21 protein-coding genes and 2 tRNA genes are annotated in these 15,709 nt (G+C 53.7%); 6 read left to right on the top strand and 17 right to left on the bottom strand.

Features of this window, described 5'->3' with window-relative positions; all coding sequences use genetic code 11:
• Positions 1–127 precede the first annotated feature (127 nt).
• From HM1_RS16555 to HM1_RS11380, 5 genes are all read right to left on the bottom strand, one after another.
• Complete coding sequence (locus HM1_RS16555; RefSeq protein WP_041313845.1) at positions 128–361, bottom strand: FmdB family zinc ribbon protein; 234 nt, start codon at positions 359–361, stop codon at positions 128–130.
• Positions 362–413: 52 nt separating this feature from the next.
• Entirely contained in the window at positions 414–794 is a 381-nt protein-coding gene (locus HM1_RS11390; RefSeq protein WP_012283539.1) for a phasin family protein, read from the bottom strand.
• Positions 795–1,174: 380 nt separating this feature from the next.
• The gene (locus HM1_RS15815; RefSeq protein ID WP_012283537.1) at positions 1,175–1,324 is read right to left on the bottom strand and encodes a hypothetical protein; all 150 of its coding nucleotides are present in this window, start codon (positions 1,322–1,324) and stop codon (positions 1,175–1,177) included.
• A gap of 148 nt (positions 1,325–1,472) precedes the next feature.
• Positions 1,473–1,559: transfer RNA gene (locus HM1_RS11385), tRNA-Leu, on the bottom strand.
• Positions 1,560–1,628: 69 nt separating this feature from the next.
• Positions 1,629–2,576: a L,D-transpeptidase family protein gene (locus tag HM1_RS11380; RefSeq protein WP_049754144.1), complete on the bottom strand. Its 948-nt coding sequence runs from the start codon at positions 2,574–2,576 to the stop codon at positions 1,629–1,631.
• A 162-nt stretch (positions 2,577–2,738) separates the two neighbouring features.
• Between HM1_RS11380 and HM1_RS11375 the strand changes: the two genes are divergently transcribed.
• Positions 2,739–3,737, top strand: a complete 999-nt coding sequence (locus tag HM1_RS11375) for a serine hydrolase (protein WP_012283535.1) — start codon at positions 2,739–2,741, stop codon at positions 3,735–3,737.
• A 226-nt stretch (positions 3,738–3,963) separates the two neighbouring features.
• Positions 3,964–4,101 carry a hypothetical protein gene (locus tag HM1_RS15810; protein ID WP_012283533.1) on the top strand — a complete coding sequence of 46 codons (138 nt, stop codon included), beginning with the start codon at positions 3,964–3,966 and terminating at the stop codon, positions 4,099–4,101.
• Positions 4,102–4,298: 197 nt separating this feature from the next.
• Here the strand turns inward: HM1_RS15810 and HM1_RS11370 are convergent, their stop codons facing one another.
• Complete coding sequence (locus tag HM1_RS11370) at positions 4,299–5,360, bottom strand: branched-chain amino acid aminotransferase (protein ID WP_470303220.1); 1,062 nt, start codon at positions 5,358–5,360, stop codon at positions 4,299–4,301.
• Between the two features lie 179 nt (positions 5,361–5,539).
• On the opposite strand from HM1_RS11370, the gene HM1_RS11365 reads away from it, so the two are divergent.
• Together HM1_RS11365 and HM1_RS11360 are read left to right on the top strand one after the other, a co-directional pair.
• Positions 5,540–5,920, top strand: a complete 381-nt coding sequence (locus HM1_RS11365) for a hypothetical protein (protein ID WP_041313842.1) — start codon at positions 5,540–5,542, stop codon at positions 5,918–5,920.
• 218 nt (positions 5,921–6,138) lie between these two features.
• Positions 6,139–7,362 (top strand): 4Fe-4S dicluster domain-containing protein, encoded by a 1,224-nt coding sequence (locus HM1_RS11360; protein ID WP_012283529.1) that lies wholly within the window; start codon positions 6,139–6,141, stop codon positions 7,360–7,362.
• A gap of 17 nt (positions 7,363–7,379) precedes the next feature.
• Here the strand turns inward: HM1_RS11360 and HM1_RS11355 are convergent, their stop codons facing one another.
• On the bottom strand, positions 7,380–7,712 hold the full coding sequence (locus tag HM1_RS11355; RefSeq protein ID WP_012283528.1) for a hypothetical protein: 333 nt from the start codon (positions 7,710–7,712) through the stop codon (positions 7,380–7,382).
• Between the two features lie 432 nt (positions 7,713–8,144).
• Here HM1_RS11355 and HM1_RS11350 point away from each other — a divergent pair.
• A tRNA-Thr gene (locus tag HM1_RS11350) sits at positions 8,145–8,220 on the top strand.
• Positions 8,221–8,491: 271 nt separating this feature from the next.
• Here the strand turns inward: HM1_RS11350 and HM1_RS11345 are convergent.
• The 9 genes from HM1_RS11345 to HM1_RS15595 form a co-directional block, all read right to left on the bottom strand.
• Positions 8,492–9,028 (bottom strand): cupin domain-containing protein, encoded by a 537-nt coding sequence (locus HM1_RS11345; protein ID WP_041313839.1) that lies wholly within the window; start codon positions 9,026–9,028, stop codon positions 8,492–8,494.
• Positions 9,029–9,218: 190 nt separating this feature from the next.
• On the bottom strand, positions 9,219–9,503 hold the full coding sequence (locus HM1_RS11340) for a hypothetical protein (RefSeq protein WP_012283522.1): 285 nt from the start codon (positions 9,501–9,503) through the stop codon (positions 9,219–9,221).
• 252 nt (positions 9,504–9,755) lie between these two features.
• Positions 9,756–10,007, bottom strand: a complete 252-nt coding sequence (locus HM1_RS11335; RefSeq protein WP_012283520.1) for a SpoVG family protein — start codon at positions 10,005–10,007, stop codon at positions 9,756–9,758.
• The gene (locus HM1_RS11330; RefSeq protein ID WP_012283519.1) at positions 10,004–10,327 is read right to left on the bottom strand and encodes a SpoVG family protein; all 324 of its coding nucleotides are present in this window, start codon (positions 10,325–10,327) and stop codon (positions 10,004–10,006) included. The genes HM1_RS11335 and HM1_RS11330 overlap by 4 nt, the downstream gene beginning before the upstream one ends.
• Before the next feature lie 302 nt (positions 10,328–10,629).
• On the bottom strand, positions 10,630–11,121 hold the full coding sequence (dut, locus tag HM1_RS11325) for a dUTP diphosphatase (RefSeq protein ID WP_012283518.1): 492 nt from the start codon (positions 11,119–11,121) through the stop codon (positions 10,630–10,632).
• A gap of 241 nt (positions 11,122–11,362) precedes the next feature.
• Positions 11,363–11,776 (bottom strand): hypothetical protein, encoded by a 414-nt coding sequence (locus HM1_RS11320; RefSeq protein ID WP_148207130.1) that lies wholly within the window; start codon positions 11,774–11,776, stop codon positions 11,363–11,365.
• A 53-nt stretch (positions 11,777–11,829) separates the two neighbouring features.
• Entirely contained in the window at positions 11,830–14,025 is a 2,196-nt protein-coding gene (locus tag HM1_RS11315; RefSeq protein ID WP_041313833.1) for a cell division protein FtsA, read from the bottom strand.
• 126 nt (positions 14,026–14,151) lie between these two features.
• The gene (locus HM1_RS11310; RefSeq protein WP_012283514.1) at positions 14,152–14,391 is read right to left on the bottom strand and encodes a type II toxin-antitoxin system HicA family toxin; all 240 of its coding nucleotides are present in this window, start codon (positions 14,389–14,391) and stop codon (positions 14,152–14,154) included.
• Between the two features lie 77 nt (positions 14,392–14,468).
• Positions 14,469–14,750, bottom strand: coding sequence for a hypothetical protein (locus tag HM1_RS15595; RefSeq protein WP_012283513.1), 282 nt, complete (start codon positions 14,748–14,750; stop codon positions 14,469–14,471).
• Here HM1_RS15595 and HM1_RS14735 point away from each other — a divergent pair.
• Positions 14,749–15,129: a 3D domain-containing protein gene (locus HM1_RS14735; RefSeq protein WP_012283512.1), complete on the top strand. Its 381-nt coding sequence runs from the start codon at positions 14,749–14,751 to the stop codon at positions 15,127–15,129. The two genes, HM1_RS15595 and HM1_RS14735, sit on opposite strands and share 2 nt — an antisense overlap.
• A 9-nt stretch (positions 15,130–15,138) precedes the next feature.
• Here HM1_RS14735 and HM1_RS11300 read toward each other — a convergent pair whose 3' ends face one another.
• Entirely contained in the window at positions 15,139–15,702 is a 564-nt protein-coding gene (locus tag HM1_RS11300) for a gamma carbonic anhydrase family protein (protein ID WP_012283511.1), read from the bottom strand.
• Positions 15,703–15,709: the final 7 nt, after the last annotated feature.

Genomic DNA, 15,709 nt, shown 5'->3' with positions numbered 1-15,709 from the left:
CTGCTGCATGTATATGGGCGTGAAGGCAGGACTATGAATGACAAAAATGCCTGTCCGGAAAAATTTTTTCGGACAGGCATCGATCATCTCGGCAGCCTAGTCTAATATTGATGGGCTGGAAAGGCGTTCAAAGAGGACAGCCGCAACCGCCGCTAGAGCAAGCGCCCGGTGTCGGCACGGGACATCCGCCGGGTCCGCAGGGGGACGGTGAACTGGACTTCCCGACAAAAAAGCCAGTCATCAGCGCTTTGGCACCTTTTTGTCCACATTTAGGGCAAGGGACTTCGCTTCGTTTATCGTAGGATACCAACTCGGAAAACTGGTGACCGCAGTGGGTGCATTCGAAATCGTAGGTCGGCATGGCGCTCCTTATCTCTCCTTTTTTTGAGGACTAAAAAGCTACTCCTTAAGAATTACTCTGTCTTTTCCCCTGTCGTTTCGGCGGCCGAAGCCTCAGCAGGGGCCGGCTCCGCGTCGATGACAACTTCCTCCTTCGGTCGGATGCCCAGCTTTTCCTCGATCGCAGCAATGCGCGCCTCGAGGGCTTCATATTCCTTCCGGGTGACTAAACCGAAGTCGTTGCGGAGGCGGCTGAATTCACTCTTGATCGTTTCGGAGACGACCTCGCGCTGCTCTTTGCTCTTTTCCAGCAATTCTTCAATGATCTTGGCGGCTTCTTCTTTGCTCATCTCGCCTTTTTTTACCAATTCCTCGACGATGACCTCGGCTCGTTCTTTGGTCAAGGTGACGGCGCCGAGGCCGGCCAGCAGTGCTTTGCGTACGATGTCCAACATAGGCAACACTCCTTTTATCGTATTTTTCCAATGGAGCCAAGGACGGTGCCCGGCCCCACATGAACCGCAATGACAGGGCCAATATCGCTGCCTCTACTATTCATTATACCACTGAAGGGTGCCAATTTAACTTATTTTTGTAAAGACCGTTGCCTGCCCTATCGTCCGGAATATAACGAACAATCAGCGAGGGCGGCTGAAAAAATCCTGAATAAGCGTTCTTCTTTCGGGCAAACTACTGATGCTCCGCTTTTTGGTGGATATATCTCTCCCTGCCAGCGCATGCGCTGGATTTTTTTTAAAAAATACCGGGCGATATCGGCCCGGCGGGGATTGTTTGTTTCGTCTGCATCAGATAGCTTTATCCCCAAAAGGGGACTTTAATGAAACTGGCGCCGCTTTTTCCGGGATGTCAGAACTGAACCGATATACATCATGGTTGGAATCGCAACTGCATGAAAAGCGAACCATCCGGCGTGGCCGAATTCAAATCCGGAGTCATGGATCAGCGTCTTGTCTCGTTCCCACATGCCGCTTCCTCCCCCCCTTCTCTTCCGGTCTACCTCTTAGTCTGGGACAGGAGGAACGAAATATCCCCGGAGAGGATTGGGAGAGAACTGCAAATAAAATCAAACGGAAGAACAAAAAAAGACGGCATAGCCCGTCTTTTTCATCAAATGGTGCGGTCGAGAGGACTTGAACCTCCACGGCCTTGCGACCACTAGAACCTGAATCTAGCGCGTCTGCCAATTCCGCCACGACCGCCTTTTGGTTCTCGCTCTTTGTTGTTTTGAGCGATAACAATGTGAATTATACTTATGGTTGGCTTGCCCGTCAAGTACCTTCTTTTTTCTCCACCTGAAAATCGAGGAGCCTGAGGGTTGCTTCGTCGATGACACCCGTTTCGCTAATCTGCTGCTGTTTTTGGAAATTACGGACGGCTTTTTCCATCTCCGCCCCAAAACGCCCGTCAGCCAAACCAGGCGAAAACCCTTTCTCCTGTAAGCGGAATTGAATCCGAGCCACCTCCTGACCGGTCATGCCGATTTTATAGGCGCTTTTAGACAATTTGACCTTCTGCGAGTCAATGACACGGACGACAGTCCGTAAGGGGATCCATTCAAAGAGTTCCTCAACGTCGCGGTTGTGCATGCGAAAGCATCCGCCGCTCACGCTCTTGCCGACCGACCAGGGTTTGTTGGTGCCGTGAATCCCGTAAATGCCCCAAGGGACGTTGAACCCTAACCATCTGCTGCCAAAACCGTCGCCCCAATGTTTCTGCTTGTCAACGATCCGCCATTCGCCGACGGGCGATGGGGTGTCCCGTTTTCCTGTGGCCACCGGATAGGTCTTATAGACGTTCCCGTCGATGAGAACAGAGAGGGTGTTTTTATCCAGTTCGACGACAAGAGTGATGACGCCTACGGGCGCCGAGGGGGGCTTTCGCGGTTCCGCCGGTTGGTTCGTCATCACCGGCGGTGATAGCGCGAGCCAGGTGGAGGACGAAACGCAGCCGTCGGCCTTCAGCCCTTTTTGCCGCTGCATCTGCGTCACCGCATCCACCGTTTTCCTGTCGTACAGGCCGTCGAGCGGTCCGCTGTAATAGCCAAGTTCCTTTAACCGCTCCTGCAGTTCGGCCACATCACTGCCTTTCAGCGGCGGCGCCGCCGGATAGAGCAGCCGATCGAGGTCGGCGCAGGCGGAGCCCGGCGACTCGGATAGGTTTTCCTCCCGTTCGCCGCCCAGTCGGAAAGCCACCGAGGCTAGCAGGACCAAGAACAACAGAGATAGTCCTCCAGCGATCCATCGCCAGCGACGGCTTCGCAAATGAATGGTGAAAAACACAAAGCGTCCCCCTAACACGGCATCGTTAACACTCCTTCATTCATACTCCCTTTTGCGCTACCGTATGATGGAGAAAGGCGTTCAAAAGGAGGGGTCGGTTTGGCCGCGCAGATGGTGGCGTCCAAAGTGAAAAGACAGGCCCTATGGATTGCCTGCTTGTTGCTCCTGCTCGCCGCCACCGCCTGGGGGTGGCTTTATTGGCAGCAGCGGCAGATCGCCCAACTGCAATTCCTCTTGCAACTTGAAGAGACGCAGAGAACGACCGTTGTCACTGGACCGGAGTATGACAAATTGCGCCAGCGAATCCGCAAAGAAATGGCTGAATCGGGGATCGACTATGCCTTGTTTCTCGAAGACCTCGAGAACGGCAACCAATTCGCCATTGAACCGGACAAAAACTTTCAGGCTGCCAGTGCCATCAAAGTGCCGCTGGTCCTCTTTCTCTATGCTTTGGCCCTTGACAAACGACTCGACCTGGATGAAACGATGACCCTTACCTCGAGCGATCTGGCGCCCAGTTCGGGTGGGCTCTGGAGCTATCTCCCCGGTCGCCAGTACACCCTCCGGCAACTGGCAAAGCACGTCATCGAGGACAGTGACAACACGGCTGCCAACATGCTCATGCGCCGAGTCGGGCGGTCCAATTTCTACCTCTTTCTGCGACTTGCCGGCGCACGCACAGTGCCGGCCGGTCCAGGAAAGGGTAATGTCACTTGCGCCCGCGACATGGCCCTCTACCTCAAAGGGATTTGGGTTTTCCGGCAACTCAACCCTGGCTTCGGGGAGGAGATATTCCAGTACTTGCTTCACAGCAAGATCGATAACCGCATCCCCGCAGGTGTTCCCGATGATATTAAGGTTGCCAATAAGATCGGATCGCAGATCGGTTTTTTTCATGACGCCGCTATCGTGCTGCTCCCCAACCGTCCCTATGTGCTGGCCATCCTCTGCCATCATCCCAGCGAGACCGAGGCAAATGCGGCCATTGCCCGAATCTCCCGCATCATTTATGAGTTCCAGCAGTCCCAGCCAAAGGCTGCGCAAGTCATTTTTTCAGGTGTGTCTGTGACTGACGGTAGAGAGAAAAAGGACATATGATGCATCAAAGGAACATTCTGGTCAGAGGGGATGAAATTGGTTAGGGTCAGCCTTGAGGGGGTGTCTTTATGAGCACCTATGGCGCCTGTTGGGAAAAGAGCAGTCTGGTCGTGGCGCTCATCGTCATTGTGGCGCTCTTTGGCAGTCTCTGTTTCTTTACATCCGGTGATAGGGCGCATTGATTCGGGCAGACGGAACAAACTATCGGCGGGAGGTGAACGCAGCAATGGCCAAGAACGCCGACAAGACGAAAACCAATTTGGGAACCACGGCGCCGCAAACGACCGCTTCCACCGCTGGCGGTATGAACCCTGCTGGAACGACCGCCACTGGCACCACAGCCATGCCAAAAACGAACAAATAAAAAAGTTGTCACCAAAAAAGCCAGCCCGATGGGCTGGCTTTTTCTGCTGATGAACTGTTTTTGATGAACTGTATTCATTAAGATTGGCAGGTCTGAGCGGATTTTCTCAGCTTCTCGCTAGCCTGCAAGTTACTTCTGAACTCGGAGCGAACCGCTTGTGAAGCTGTTTGTCTTTGACTAGATCGCTTTTGCTTCGATTAGACCTCGACAATCCATCCGAAATCATCGCTGCATTTCCCGTACTGCATACCGGTGATGGCGTCAAAGAGCCGCGCCGACAGTTCGCCGGTCACGCCACCGTTGATGCTGATCTCCCTTTCGCCGTGGCGAAGCAGCCCGACAGGCGAGATCACGGCAGCCGTGCCGGTGCCAAAGACCTCTTCTAATCGTCCCTCGTCATAGGCTGCAAAGATCTCATCGACAGAGATAGCGCGTTCGGACACGGCGATCCCCCAGGATTTTAGGACCTGCAGCACCGAATCGCGGGTGACGCCGGAGAGGATGCTGCCGGAGAGCGCCGGGGTCACCACTTCCCCGTCGATCTTGAAGAAGACGTTCATGGTGCCCACTTCTTCGATGTATTTTTTCTCGATCGGATCCAACCAAAGCACCTGGGTAAAGCCCATTTTTTTCGCCTGTTCGCCAGCGTACAGACTGGCTGCGTAGTTGGCCGGCGTCTTTACGTCGCCAAGCCCTTGTTTGGCCGCCCGAGTGAACTCGTCGGTGATGTAAATCTTGACAGGGTTGAAGCCTTCCTTGTAATAGGCACCCACCGGCGAGAGGATGACCATGAACTTGTATGTATTCGACGGGCGCACGCCCAGGTAGGGGTCGGTGGCAATGATGAAGGGCCGAATGTAGAGCGCCGTCCCTTCGGCGCCATAGACCCAGTCCCGTTCGATATCGACGAGGGTTTTGATGGCGTCGACAACGAAAGCCTCGTCGAAGGCAGGGATACAAAGCTTCTGGATCGAGTAGGACATGCGGCGGATGTATCGTTCCGGGCGGAAGAGAACAACGCGCTCATCCTTGGTCCGGAAGGCCTTCATGCCTTCAAAGACAGCCTGACCGTAGTGAAAGACCATGATCGAGGGTTCGAGGAGCAGTGGACCATAAGGCATGATCTGGGCATTGTGCCAGCCCTGTTCGACCGAATAGTCCATGACGAACATATGGTCCGTAAAAATCGTACCAAAACCGAGCTTATCGGCGGCTGGTTTTTCTTTTCTCGCCTGCGCAAGGTTGATTTGAAGTTCCATCGACATAGCCACCCATCCTTTATTCTTTCCCGGAAACGAATACAGCCTCTGATTCAAAGTTTCTTCGAAGAAGATGGTACAGGATCGCCGGGAACAGTGTCAATGCGTTGGGCAGGAATTCACATGATCCGGTATGGGGTTCTTATCACTGAGGAAAACTTGCTTCGGGAGGTGGCCTGATGAGACGGCAGATCACTGTGGTCATCCTGTTCTTTTTATATATGATCGTCTCCGGCTGCACGCCGGAACGGCGACCGCCGGAGACAAACCAGACACAGCAGCAGAACAAAGGTGAGCAAGGCGAGAAAAAAGGCATGAACGTGGAAGACAAGGACGAGGAGATGGAGAAAAAAGGCGACGAGGGCGAGCAAGAGGGCGGGAAGAAGAAAAGCAAAGGCGGCGACGAGGAGAACGAAGAAGGCGGACGTGAGAAAAGCGGAGAAAAAGGCAGCGAAGGCGGTAGCGGCGAGGAAGGCGACGACGAGGGCGCCACGAAGAAAAAAGACACTGCTGGAAGCGACGAGAAAAAAGGCGCAAGCGACAAAAAAGAGGAAGAATAATTGTGATGCCGGTCAGCAGAAGGCATCTGATTTTTTGATATAGAAATTTTTGGGTCTCAATCAAGTGACTTGGCGCTCCCCCCTTGTATCTCGTGCTTTCTTTTGATAGGATCAGACTGCCCTTGGGCGCGAGACGGAGGAATCTCTTGGTCGGTTGCATGGCCAGGGGGTTTCTTCATTTTTTATTCCTCTTCGTCAAAAGAATTTGTTAAAGGGAGGTGTTTCCCATCGGTCACTTAGGCATGAAAAAGGAAGAGGTTCTTCGGGCGCTCGCCAGCCGGTTGGACAAAAACCCTATCGGGGCGCCCATGAACGAAACGCTGATGGAGATCTTACACACCATGTACACCTACAGGGAGGCGGAGATCGCCAGCCAGTTCCCGCAAGGCTTTACGACGGTGGAACGGCTGGCGGAGTTGACGGGAATCGCAGAGACAGAACTGGTCTCCCATTTAAACAACATGGCCGACAAGGGTCTGGTCATGGACTTTCCCCGCAAAGGACGGAGCATGTACGTCCTCTCGCCGCTCGTCATCGGATTCTTCGAGTACACCTTCATGCGGGTCACCGACAAACTGCCCCAGAAGGACTTGGCTGAACTTTTTGAGCGATACTTCCGGGACAGGCGCGTCGCCGGCGAGTTTTTCGGCGGCGATACGAAGCTTTTTCACACTTGGGCTTATGAGAGTGTCATGCCCGATGAGGTGGAGACAGAGGTCCTCGACTATGAGAAAGCGTCAGCCATGATCCGCGACTCCGGCGGCGGCGGTCTGTCCATGTGCTACTGCCGTCATGAGGCCGATCATCTGGGCAAGGCCTGCGACGCCCCCATCGACGATGTCTGCACGTCCCTGGGCGCTGCGGCCGAGTGGCTGATCCGGCGCGGTTTTGCCCGCCCGGCCAGCACGGACGAACTGTTGCGCGTCCTCGACCATACGGAGTCTCTGGGCCTTGTCCACCTGGCCGACAATGTGCAAAAAAACCCGGCCTACATCTGCCACTGCTGCGGTTGTTGCTGCGGCGTACTGCGGACAATCAACGAACATAACATCGCCTCAGTCCATCCGAGCAACTTCATCCCTGCCATCGACGAACACCGCTGCACCGGCTGCGGCGCCTGCCTGAAGCGCTGCCATGTGCGGGCGATCTCCCTGATCGAACGTTCCACAGGCGGTGACAACCGCTCTCGTCCGGTCGCCGGTTCCGGTGATGGAGATCTTTTTTGGCCGTCAGGGGCAGGTGGTGGAAGGACTGGAGCTGTGATGACCGGACCAACTAAGGTTGCTTTCGTCTTGACGGATCGATGCATCGGCTGTGGCGCCTGTGTCAAGGGCTGCCGACCCAGCGCCATCTCCCTCGTCCGCCGCGGTGAACTGCATATCCCGCCGAAAGACAAAAAAGAGCAGATGCTGCGCATCGCTCAGGGAAAGGGGAAAAGGTAACTTCCTATTCAATTTTCTCATTTCACGCCCACATAGTTGTCTTCTTCCTCCCACATCTCGTCAAATTGCCCTTTCCAAGCCCGCGCCATGATTGGTTCGCGCACGACCAGGAGCTCATCGTCATCGATGGTAGCGGCGCTCTCGCTGAAGTCCAGTTCTGTTGCAACGGCAGATCCGTCGATAATGACCGCGACGGTCTGCGAACCGACCATAGCTGGCGCGCCGCGCTGAATCCTCTCATCGGCCTTTGTCTTTCCTCGGTTTTCTACCTCTTTTTCAATCGGCGCCGCGCAGGAAAGGATCAGAAAAGCCAGCGCCAACACAGTCGATAACCAGGTAAGCCGAAGCATGCCCACACCTCCGCTATTTTTCCATTATATACCATTTATTCGGCGCCTTCTGTCTTTTTCCTTTTTTGAGGATGTGCTTTTGTGATAACAGAACGGTCTGAAGGGCAGTCCGCAGGGGATGCCTTTCAAATTTCATGCCCCGTCGGGTCACAAGCGATGATGAAATGAAAATAGCTTTGGTAAAAAAAAGCCCGCCCAAAGGGTGGGCGTGGCTATTTTCAGCGTTTTTTGCTTGAGGTCAGACGAGGAAGTAGCGGCATTCAAGAAGGATCCCGCGATTCCATATCAGATTCTATTACCAGTATACACTTTTTTGGTATAAAATATAAAGTCATGCCAGAGGAGTCCTTGATTTTTTCGAGATCCCTTTTATCTTTTCGCATTCATCTATTGACAGTTTCCGCTGAATCAGTTATATTAAATGATGTTTGAGCCGGCGTAGCTCAATCGGTAGAGCAACTGACTTGTAATCAGTAGGTTGCGGGTTCAAGTCCTGTCGCCGGCTCCACAACATATGCGGGTCAGCGGGATCACCAGGTGGAAGAGAGAACCAAAATGTAGTTACCTTTGTAGTTACGGAGGGGCATCTCTGGCGAAGCCATGGGGTTGAAATGATCCGGTACGCAAACAAAACCGACGGAAGCTTTGGGCTGACGGCGGTTTTTTGCGTTTCCGGTAATGAATTTTGTGGTGGAAAAACACGGTGGGGGTACGGGTTTTCGCTGTCCGTCCCTAGGCAAAAGAAAAAGCGTCTCGGCAGGTTAGGGAAGATGACAGGCTTATTCCGCAGCTAGGGCATCTGCTTTCGTTACATGGACTGTGCCATAAGGGTGTTGAGGTGGAGCGTAGATAGAATACAATTTAAGCGGTATATTTCCTGTGTTGATCAGATTGTGCCATTTGCCAGCAGGTATAATGAATGCGAAATCATCACGAACATATGCTTGAAAGTCTAATCGTTCTTTCGCGTCACCCATTTGGACAAGTCCTTGACCTTCTTCAATACGTATGAATTGATCCAGATTGGGATGAATTTCCAAGCCTATGTCGTCACCGACATTGATACTCATCAAGGTAAGCTGCAAATGGTTTCCTGTCCATAAAGCGGTGCGAAAAGTATTGTTTTGCTTCGTTGCTGCTTCGATGTTTACAATAAAGGGTTCTTTTCCATAATCCCTAAAACTAATGGGAGGATAAGCCCTTGCTTCAGAATAAGGAAAATACTGGATGGAACGCTGGTTCCGATAATAATATGCGGGGCACATCGGAACGTCAGCGTAGCAAGGGCACTGATGCACATTTTGGCCATAATACATGAGATTCATTCCCCTCATAATTTTATGATAAGATCATATGATGTACATTATGAGGATGTGATTTATTGGACGCCTATGGCCACCATGACTTGAACCACGAAAATCATACATATATCCGCCCCCGGCTACCCTATCCGCGACCACGCCCCTCCGATACGCCTTGACCACCCTACAGGTCTCGTTGATCGCTTCAAGTTTGCCTCATTTTTTCGACATCCCCTTCCAATTCCTTCGCTAGCGCTTTCAATGTGTCGATCTCTTCTTCCAGAAGTTTGTATACCTCTACTGGCGTCTTAATGCCGGCCTTTTTGACCTCGTCAATAAAGTCCTGAATCCTTTTGGCCGTATTTTCACAGGCAACGAGCGTTCCTGTCAAGGCGGCGAGTTGATCGGCTTCCCGCTCTTTTCGTATCTCCTTTTGACGATTCAACAAGACTCCTTCACCACTTCCGTTCTGCTTTTCCAGAAATATCATTCCCTTTTCTGTTCCATTTAACGTATTTGTTTGGGGCTTCTACCTTAGAGACAACGCCCATGCCGGTCGCGGCATGGGCGATAACGCGAAGATGAAAGTCCTCCCACTTGTTTATCTTCTGTATCACCAGGGCCTCATACATGCTGCTCTTTCTCACCGACTGCTGATTGAAAAGCCTCGAGAACTGCTTGGGAAAGAATCGTGCGAGCTTCCTGGGAGATGGGATGGGCGATGGATTTTGTGTTAAATCGTCTACTGTTTTAGAGACAATTCTTCATCAGCCAGAGCACTCTGATAGCTCCGGATCACGACCTCAGCAATCGTCGAGTTTATTTGAGGAGAAACCGGCTGCGCGATGGGGGGTAGAGAGACATAGATCCCTTTCTCCCCTTCAACGACCTTGATGTCATGAATGACAAACATATCGTCAATCGTCATGGATGCGATAGCTTTCAATTCGCTGTCATCGAAGAGCTTCCGGATCTGCACATCGGTGATTTTCATCGGCGCACACCTTCCTCTTTGTCTTTCTTGCCGGTGAAGACCGGTGGGATGGCGCAATATTCTTGCCTGCACTCCATTTGATAAAAAGCGTCGATGACTGTCTGTGTGACATACTCCCAGGCTTCTTTGTTGGTTGGATGGGCTGAATAACGGATCCCCTCCGTAAAGGGCTTGCGTCGAGGCATCTCCACAGTCAACCCTTCAGACCCTTCGATCACCTTGATCCCATTGATGATCAAGGCGTCATCCAGTGTGATCGACGCAATCGCTTTGATTTTATCCAACTGTACTCGTGTGATTTGTACGTCCGTTATCTCCATTCCCTAACCCTCACACCGTTTTTCCCATACAAAGAATAGTAATTTCAATTGCATATAATGTCAAGAACAGACCTTCATGTTTTACGGTTCAGTCATTGAAGAAATATTATGATTCCTCTGCGGAGAGCTGTTTTTCCAGCCCGGCACTTACCGACGAACGATCGATTATGGTGAAGGTTCCAATGAGGCAATGCTAAAGGCGCAAAGGAAACCGGTGAAGGTGACGCGGTCCCATGAGTCCATAGACGAAGAATTGAACAATTGTGAACAAACACACGCAGCTGATAGAAGAACGATACATCTCAGGGTTGACTATTGACCCCTGTGTGGCCAAATCCCCCATCGCCGCGTTCCGTTTCATTCAAACTTTCTCTCTCTTCCAGTTCCACCTGGTGGAAGACCGGTTGAAAAACCAGTTGGGCCACTCGGTCCTTTTTTCGTATATCTACATGCTTGTCGCCAAGATTGATCAGAATCACGCCCACATCACCGGTATAGTCAGCATCCACGGTGCCGGGACTGTTCAGCAGGGTGATGCCATGCCGTAAGGCCAGCCCGCTGCGAGGTCGGACCTGCGCCTCCATCCCTTCCCCCATTTGAATGGCGATTCCTGTACGGACCAAGATGCGCTCCCCCGGGAAGATCCGAATGGCCTCAAAATGATCGTAATAGGGATCGCTGGCGTTTTCCGGGAGAACGGCGTCGAGCACATGCAGGTCAAATCCGCTCGCCAGTTTCGTCTGCCTTTCGGGAATCATCGCCTCTGGATGTAGTCGTTTTATTTGTACTTTCATGGAAAACGCCCTTTCTATCGGTATGTATACAGTGTTTTCAATTTCGACGTGCCCTACGGTTCTTCCTTCTCGCTCACCCTGTCTTCCTCTTCCATCACGCCGTTCTTTCCTAAAATGCGACGGGCAAGACGGATCAACGCCGCCTAAAGGTTGCGGGTCGAAGAATCTGCCCTGCCCAGGTTCTTTTTTCTTTATTTTTCATCATCGCCTACTGTTGCTTATCCAACAGGAACGGCATTTGTCAGATTCGCCGTGATGCGCCGCCATAGGATCTCGATAGCAACAGTCCGGCCAGGATCAGGTTAACGACCGCAACAAACCCGTAATAACCAGGCATGTTCCACCACCAACCGAGGAAGAACAGACAGAGGCTGACGGTAAACAGACGGATGATCGGCCCTTTCAACCGGGGCATTTCATTTGCCCTTTCGCTACTTCCTTCCCCCAGGGTCAGGGATAGCGGTGCCGCCTGCTCCACCAATAGGTCCGGCTGCCTGAAAATCGGCCATACCTGTTGGACGAAAGGAAAAACAAAGATAGCAGCCAGCATGGCCAGCAGATAGGCCTGACCGGGCCCACCGGGCCAGATTAGGGACAAGAAGAGGTAGACGGGAAGTATGACCGCTAAGAGGCGTAAAATAAAGGATTGCATCAAAAAATCCCCTCCTGCCGGTAGCATTGCCTACGAGCAGGAATCTTATCCAGTATTTACCGCCAGATCAATTCGACGCGGCTGTGATCTGGAATGGGCGTGGCGTAGTCGGCAGGAAATCCGTTGACACGGATGTCCAGTTTATGCTTCCCCTCCGGAGGCGTAGGATCGAAGTTGATCCTCGCCAGCAGTTCTGAAAGGATCAGGTTGGCTGAACGACCAGCCTTGACGACGATGGTATCTCCGTCGTTGACCTGTTCTTCCCCTGTAGCCGGCCGGTTATTGAGGAAGAAGGCTGGCGCTTGTCCGGGAAAAGACCACTCGGCATCGTTGACGGTCACATGGAGCGGTTGGCCTTCCCACTGCTTCAAGTCCACGATCTCCTTTAATTGCAAGCCCTTCACCTTAGATGGGCGGATATCGATGTGATCACCTGTTTTGACCGGGCTGTCCAGGCTGACCGCCCGACCGTTTATCCACGCCTCCGGCTGCGAGACAGGAACGATTTTTTCGACGCCGTTGAGGACATAGCGGATGGAATGGGCTGTCTGCAGCGCCGCCAAGTCGCCGACGGCGTCAAGCACTTGGGCCAGTGTATTAAGGTGGAAGTAGCGGATCCGGGCGCCGTCTTCCAATGGGGTGTCCAAAGTGGCTTTTTTTCCATTCATGGTCACAGGCGGATCGATATGGACAGGCTGGCCGTTGATCACCAGATCAAGAGGCGTCAGGGAAGGCGTCAAGTCACCGATTCGCCCGCCACCGTCAGCGCCTTTGCGGGCCGCTTCAAAGCGGATCTGATCACCAGCCCGGACAAAGCGGTCGAGTTTTGACGGTTCACCGTTGACGGTTATCCGGGCTGGTTCACCAAGGGTTCCCCTGAGGATTTTTATCTGTCCGTTGACCTCCACGGTCATGGCGAGACCTGGCAGACCGTGAATATGCCGAAGGCTGACGCCGGCTGCCAGGAGAGCGTCGCCGACGGTGCCCAACCGCATATTGAAGAGCCGCACCGGCTGATCATTGACGAATACCTCATAAAAGCCAAGGGTCTGGTGCTTGATCGAGGTGACAGCGATCCCGACGGGGGTGACGAATTCGGGACCCTTCATGTCTTCCAGGTTGCCTGTCAGATCGCGGAGGCTTTCGCGGCCGCGGACGCCGACGCGGTCGCGGGGCAGGCCGAGGGCCTGGGCTAACCGAGCCGGGAGCAACGGCGTCAGTGAACCGCCGCCAACGAGGATGACCGCTTGGGGCGGTTTACCGTTAAGGGTGATAATCTTATCGGCGATTTGGCAGGCCAGGTGTTCCACTGTCGGCTCCAACGAAGCCAGTACATCCCGAACGTCCAACAACTGTTCGAAGCCGAGGACGTCACAGGCACAAACCTGCTTGCCTTCCAGGTCGGATGCCTCCCGGCCCGGCGCGCTTTGCACCAGGGACTGCAGTTCCCGTTTGATCCGCTCTCCTTCTCCAAACTCGAGCAGATATTTTTGGCAGATCTGTTCCGTGATCTCGTCGCCCGCCACAGGTACCATGTCATAGGCGATCACGGTACCGCCGGATGTGATAGCAATGTCAGAGGTTCCGGCGCCGATATCGACAAGGGTCAGATTCAATTGGCGCATGTTTGGCGGGATGACCACATTAATGGCGGCTATCGGCTCTAATGTAAGACTTTTCATTTCCAGCCCTGCCCGCTGGAGGACGGAAAACATGGAATCAACGACCACCCGGGGCAGGAAGGTTCCGATGACCTCGATTTCCGCCGCTAAACCTCGTTGGCCGACCAGATTGCCGATAGGTTGACCTTCAAGATAATGGTTGACGACGCTGTAGCCGACACAGTGGTAGTCGCGAACGGCGTCGCCGCCAGCGCTCTGCAATTCCTTTTGGGCCTGTTGCAGCGCTGCCAGTTCCAATCCGAGGATATCTTCCCTCGTATATTCCTGAAGGGACGTCGATCTGCGCTCGGCCCGGCCCCGCGATGTCTTCAGCGACCTTCCAGCCGCAGCGACGGAGACCTCTCTGAGGGGGCGATCCAACTGCGATTCCAGGCGTTCCTTGATCCGCCGCACCACCTGAGTCACCTGAACGACATCATGGATCTGACCGTCCAGCATAGCCCGTTGGCGATGTTCCTCCATGGCGGTATGTACGATTTCTAATCCTTCTTCCACCTCACGGGCAACGATCCCCACGACACTTCGTGTGCCGATATCGAGGGCGAAGATAAACTGATCCTGATCCGACATGTCCAGTCCTCCTGCATGCGAAAATGCCGCAGGACCTTGTTCGCCCCGGCGGCATGTTTTTCCTGCTGTTTAAAAAGAACCTGCCGCGCCTCCCACTTCCCTGACTGCGGCGTCAATCAGGGGCCGTCAAGCCGAGAGAAGTACCAGAAACTCGTTTTTACTGAGGCCGGCTTGTTGTAAGATGCCCATCAGGGTGCCTTTTTTCAGGTCTTTCTGGTTTCCTGGGACGGTTACAGCAAAAAGTTCTCCCGCTCCTGCCTTCACAAGGCGGAGGTGGCTCCCCTTTTGCCGAACCGGCTTGAACCCATCGCGAGAAAGAACCTTAGCCACATCGAGGCCGGACACCGTAGGTAAGCGGCCGGACATCCCCAAAACAGCGTCACCTCCAGTTTCCCCTGGAGGCACGGCAGGATTCGTCCTTATTGTGTCCATTCGGTTCTTTTTTAGCGGTTCCTCTTTTCCGCATTTTTCCCTTTTACCGGATTTGCGTATAAAAGCGCGCCGCCGTGATACCCTAATGATGCAGCTTGCTGAAAATGCCCATAGGAGAATCTATTATGTTGCAGGAGATGATGTGTCATTTTTACCCGTTGGTTCCTGTTTCCCCTGCTGGCTGCGGCGATCTTTGTCCATCCTGTTGCGGCGCAAGCCGCCTCAGGAACAGGCGAGAAAGAAGCCCCTTTTTTCGAACAGGTGCCCCTGCGAACGATGGCCCAGTTGGCCATGAACGGATACCGCCTGTCGGCCCCGATGGAGGTCGACGCCTCTGCATATGACGCCTGTGTCCAGTGCTGCGGGAAAAGCGACGGCATCACCAAAACAGGACAGAGGGCGATCCCTTGGTATACGGTGGCCGTCGACCCCGATGTGATCCCCTTGGGGACAAAAGTCTATGTGCCCGCTTTTGGTCGGGTCTTTGAGGCCCAAGACATTGGTGGCAAGATTCGGGGGCGGCGCATGGATTTCTTCCTGCCCGACCATGAATCGGCCGTCAGTTTCGGCAGACGCCCCGTGCGCGTTTTCCTCTTGGCCGGTCCTGAGGCAAAACTCCCAGGGACGGCGAACGGGACAATGGTCTGGGCGCAGACGCGCAGCCAGCGCTAGTTTCCCTTTCTAATCCCCCTCTTGCGGGAACAGACTTCCGGGCGGCGTGATCCAGTGAAAACGCTGCTTGTATTGTTCCTGCCAAAGGGTGACATAGCGGCGGGCGTTCCCCTTAAACCGCTCCGCCTCCTCAGGTGTCAGGGTCCGTGCCACTTTTGCCGGGCTGCCGACGATCAGGCTATAAGGGGGGAATTCTTTGCCCGGTGGCACGAGGGCATGGGCGCCGACGACGGAATGTTCGCCGATGACGGCGCCGTCAAGGAGAACGGCGCCCATGCCGATGAGGCAGTGATCACCTACGCGAGCGCTGTGAATGATAGCGCCATGACCGACAGTGACCCAATCGCCGATCTCGGTGGGATGAAAGGCATCAGTGTGCAGCACCGTGTTATCCTGAATGTTAGAATTCTCTCCGACGATGATCGGCTGGCCCACATCGCCACGGGCAACTACATGGAACCAGAGACTGGCGCCTTTTTTGACGATCACATCACCACCCACGATGGCGCTCGGAGCGATGAAGCTGTCCGGGTCGATCTGCGGAACAAGCGAGCCTAATCGAAAGATGGGCATCCGGTTT

It is taken from the genome of Heliomicrobium modesticaldum Ice1 (assembly GCF_000019165.1).
Taxonomy (GTDB): domain Bacteria; phylum Bacillota; class Desulfitobacteriia; order Heliobacteriales; family Heliobacteriaceae; genus Heliomicrobium; species Heliomicrobium modesticaldum.
The sequence above is the reverse complement of the archived record's forward strand: the minus strand, read 5'-3'. Positions and strand labels throughout refer to the sequence as shown.

Excerpts from the sequence above, each read along its gene's own strand:
- HM1_RS16555 (WP_041313845.1), bottom strand. The coding sequence starts at position 361 with ATGCCGACCTACGATTTCGAATGCACCCACTGCGGTCACCAGTTTTCC.
- HM1_RS11390 (WP_012283539.1), bottom strand. The coding sequence starts at position 794 with ATGTTGGACATCGTACGCAAAGCACTGCTGGCCGGCCTCGGCGCCGTC.
- HM1_RS15815 (WP_012283537.1), bottom strand. The coding sequence starts at position 1,324 with ATGTGGGAACGAGACAAGACGCTGATCCATGACTCCGGATTTGAATTC.
- HM1_RS15810 (WP_012283533.1), top strand. The coding sequence starts at position 3,964 with ATGGCCAAGAACGCCGACAAGACGAAAACCAATTTGGGAACCACGGCG.
- HM1_RS11370 (WP_470303220.1), bottom strand. The coding sequence starts at position 5,360 with ATGGAACTTCAAATCAACCTTGCGCAGGCGAGAAAAGAAAAACCAGCC.
- HM1_RS11365 (WP_041313842.1), top strand. The coding sequence starts at position 5,540 with ATGAGACGGCAGATCACTGTGGTCATCCTGTTCTTTTTATATATGATC.
- HM1_RS11355 (WP_012283528.1), bottom strand. The coding sequence starts at position 7,712 with ATGCTTCGGCTTACCTGGTTATCGACTGTGTTGGCGCTGGCTTTTCTG.
- HM1_RS11345 (WP_041313839.1), bottom strand. The coding sequence starts at position 9,028 with ATGTATTATGGCCAAAATGTGCATCAGTGCCCTTGCTACGCTGACGTT.
- HM1_RS11340 (WP_012283522.1), bottom strand. The coding sequence starts at position 9,503 with ATGATATTTCTGGAAAAGCAGAACGGAAGTGGTGAAGGAGTCTTGTTG.
- HM1_RS11335 (WP_012283520.1), bottom strand. The coding sequence starts at position 10,007 with ATGAAAATCACCGATGTGCAGATCCGGAAGCTCTTCGATGACAGCGAA.
- HM1_RS11330 (WP_012283519.1), bottom strand. The coding sequence starts at position 10,327 with ATGGAGATAACGGACGTACAAATCACACGAGTACAGTTGGATAAAATC.
- dut (WP_012283518.1), bottom strand. The coding sequence starts at position 11,121 with ATGAAAGTACAAATAAAACGACTACATCCAGAGGCGATGATTCCCGAA.
- HM1_RS11315 (WP_041313833.1), bottom strand. The coding sequence starts at position 14,025 with ATGTCGGATCAGGATCAGTTTATCTTCGCCCTCGATATCGGCACACGA.
- HM1_RS11310 (WP_012283514.1), bottom strand. The coding sequence starts at position 14,391 with ATGTCCGGCCGCTTACCTACGGTGTCCGGCCTCGATGTGGCTAAGGTT.
- HM1_RS14735 (WP_012283512.1), top strand. The coding sequence starts at position 14,749 with ATGAACGGATACCGCCTGTCGGCCCCGATGGAGGTCGACGCCTCTGCA.
- HM1_RS15595 (WP_012283513.1), bottom strand. The coding sequence starts at position 14,750 with ATGGCCAACTGGGCCATCGTTCGCAGGGGCACCTGTTCGAAAAAAGGG.
- HM1_RS11300 (WP_012283511.1), bottom strand. The coding sequence starts at position 15,702 with ATGCCCATCTTTCGATTAGGCTCGCTTGTTCCGCAGATCGACCCGGAC.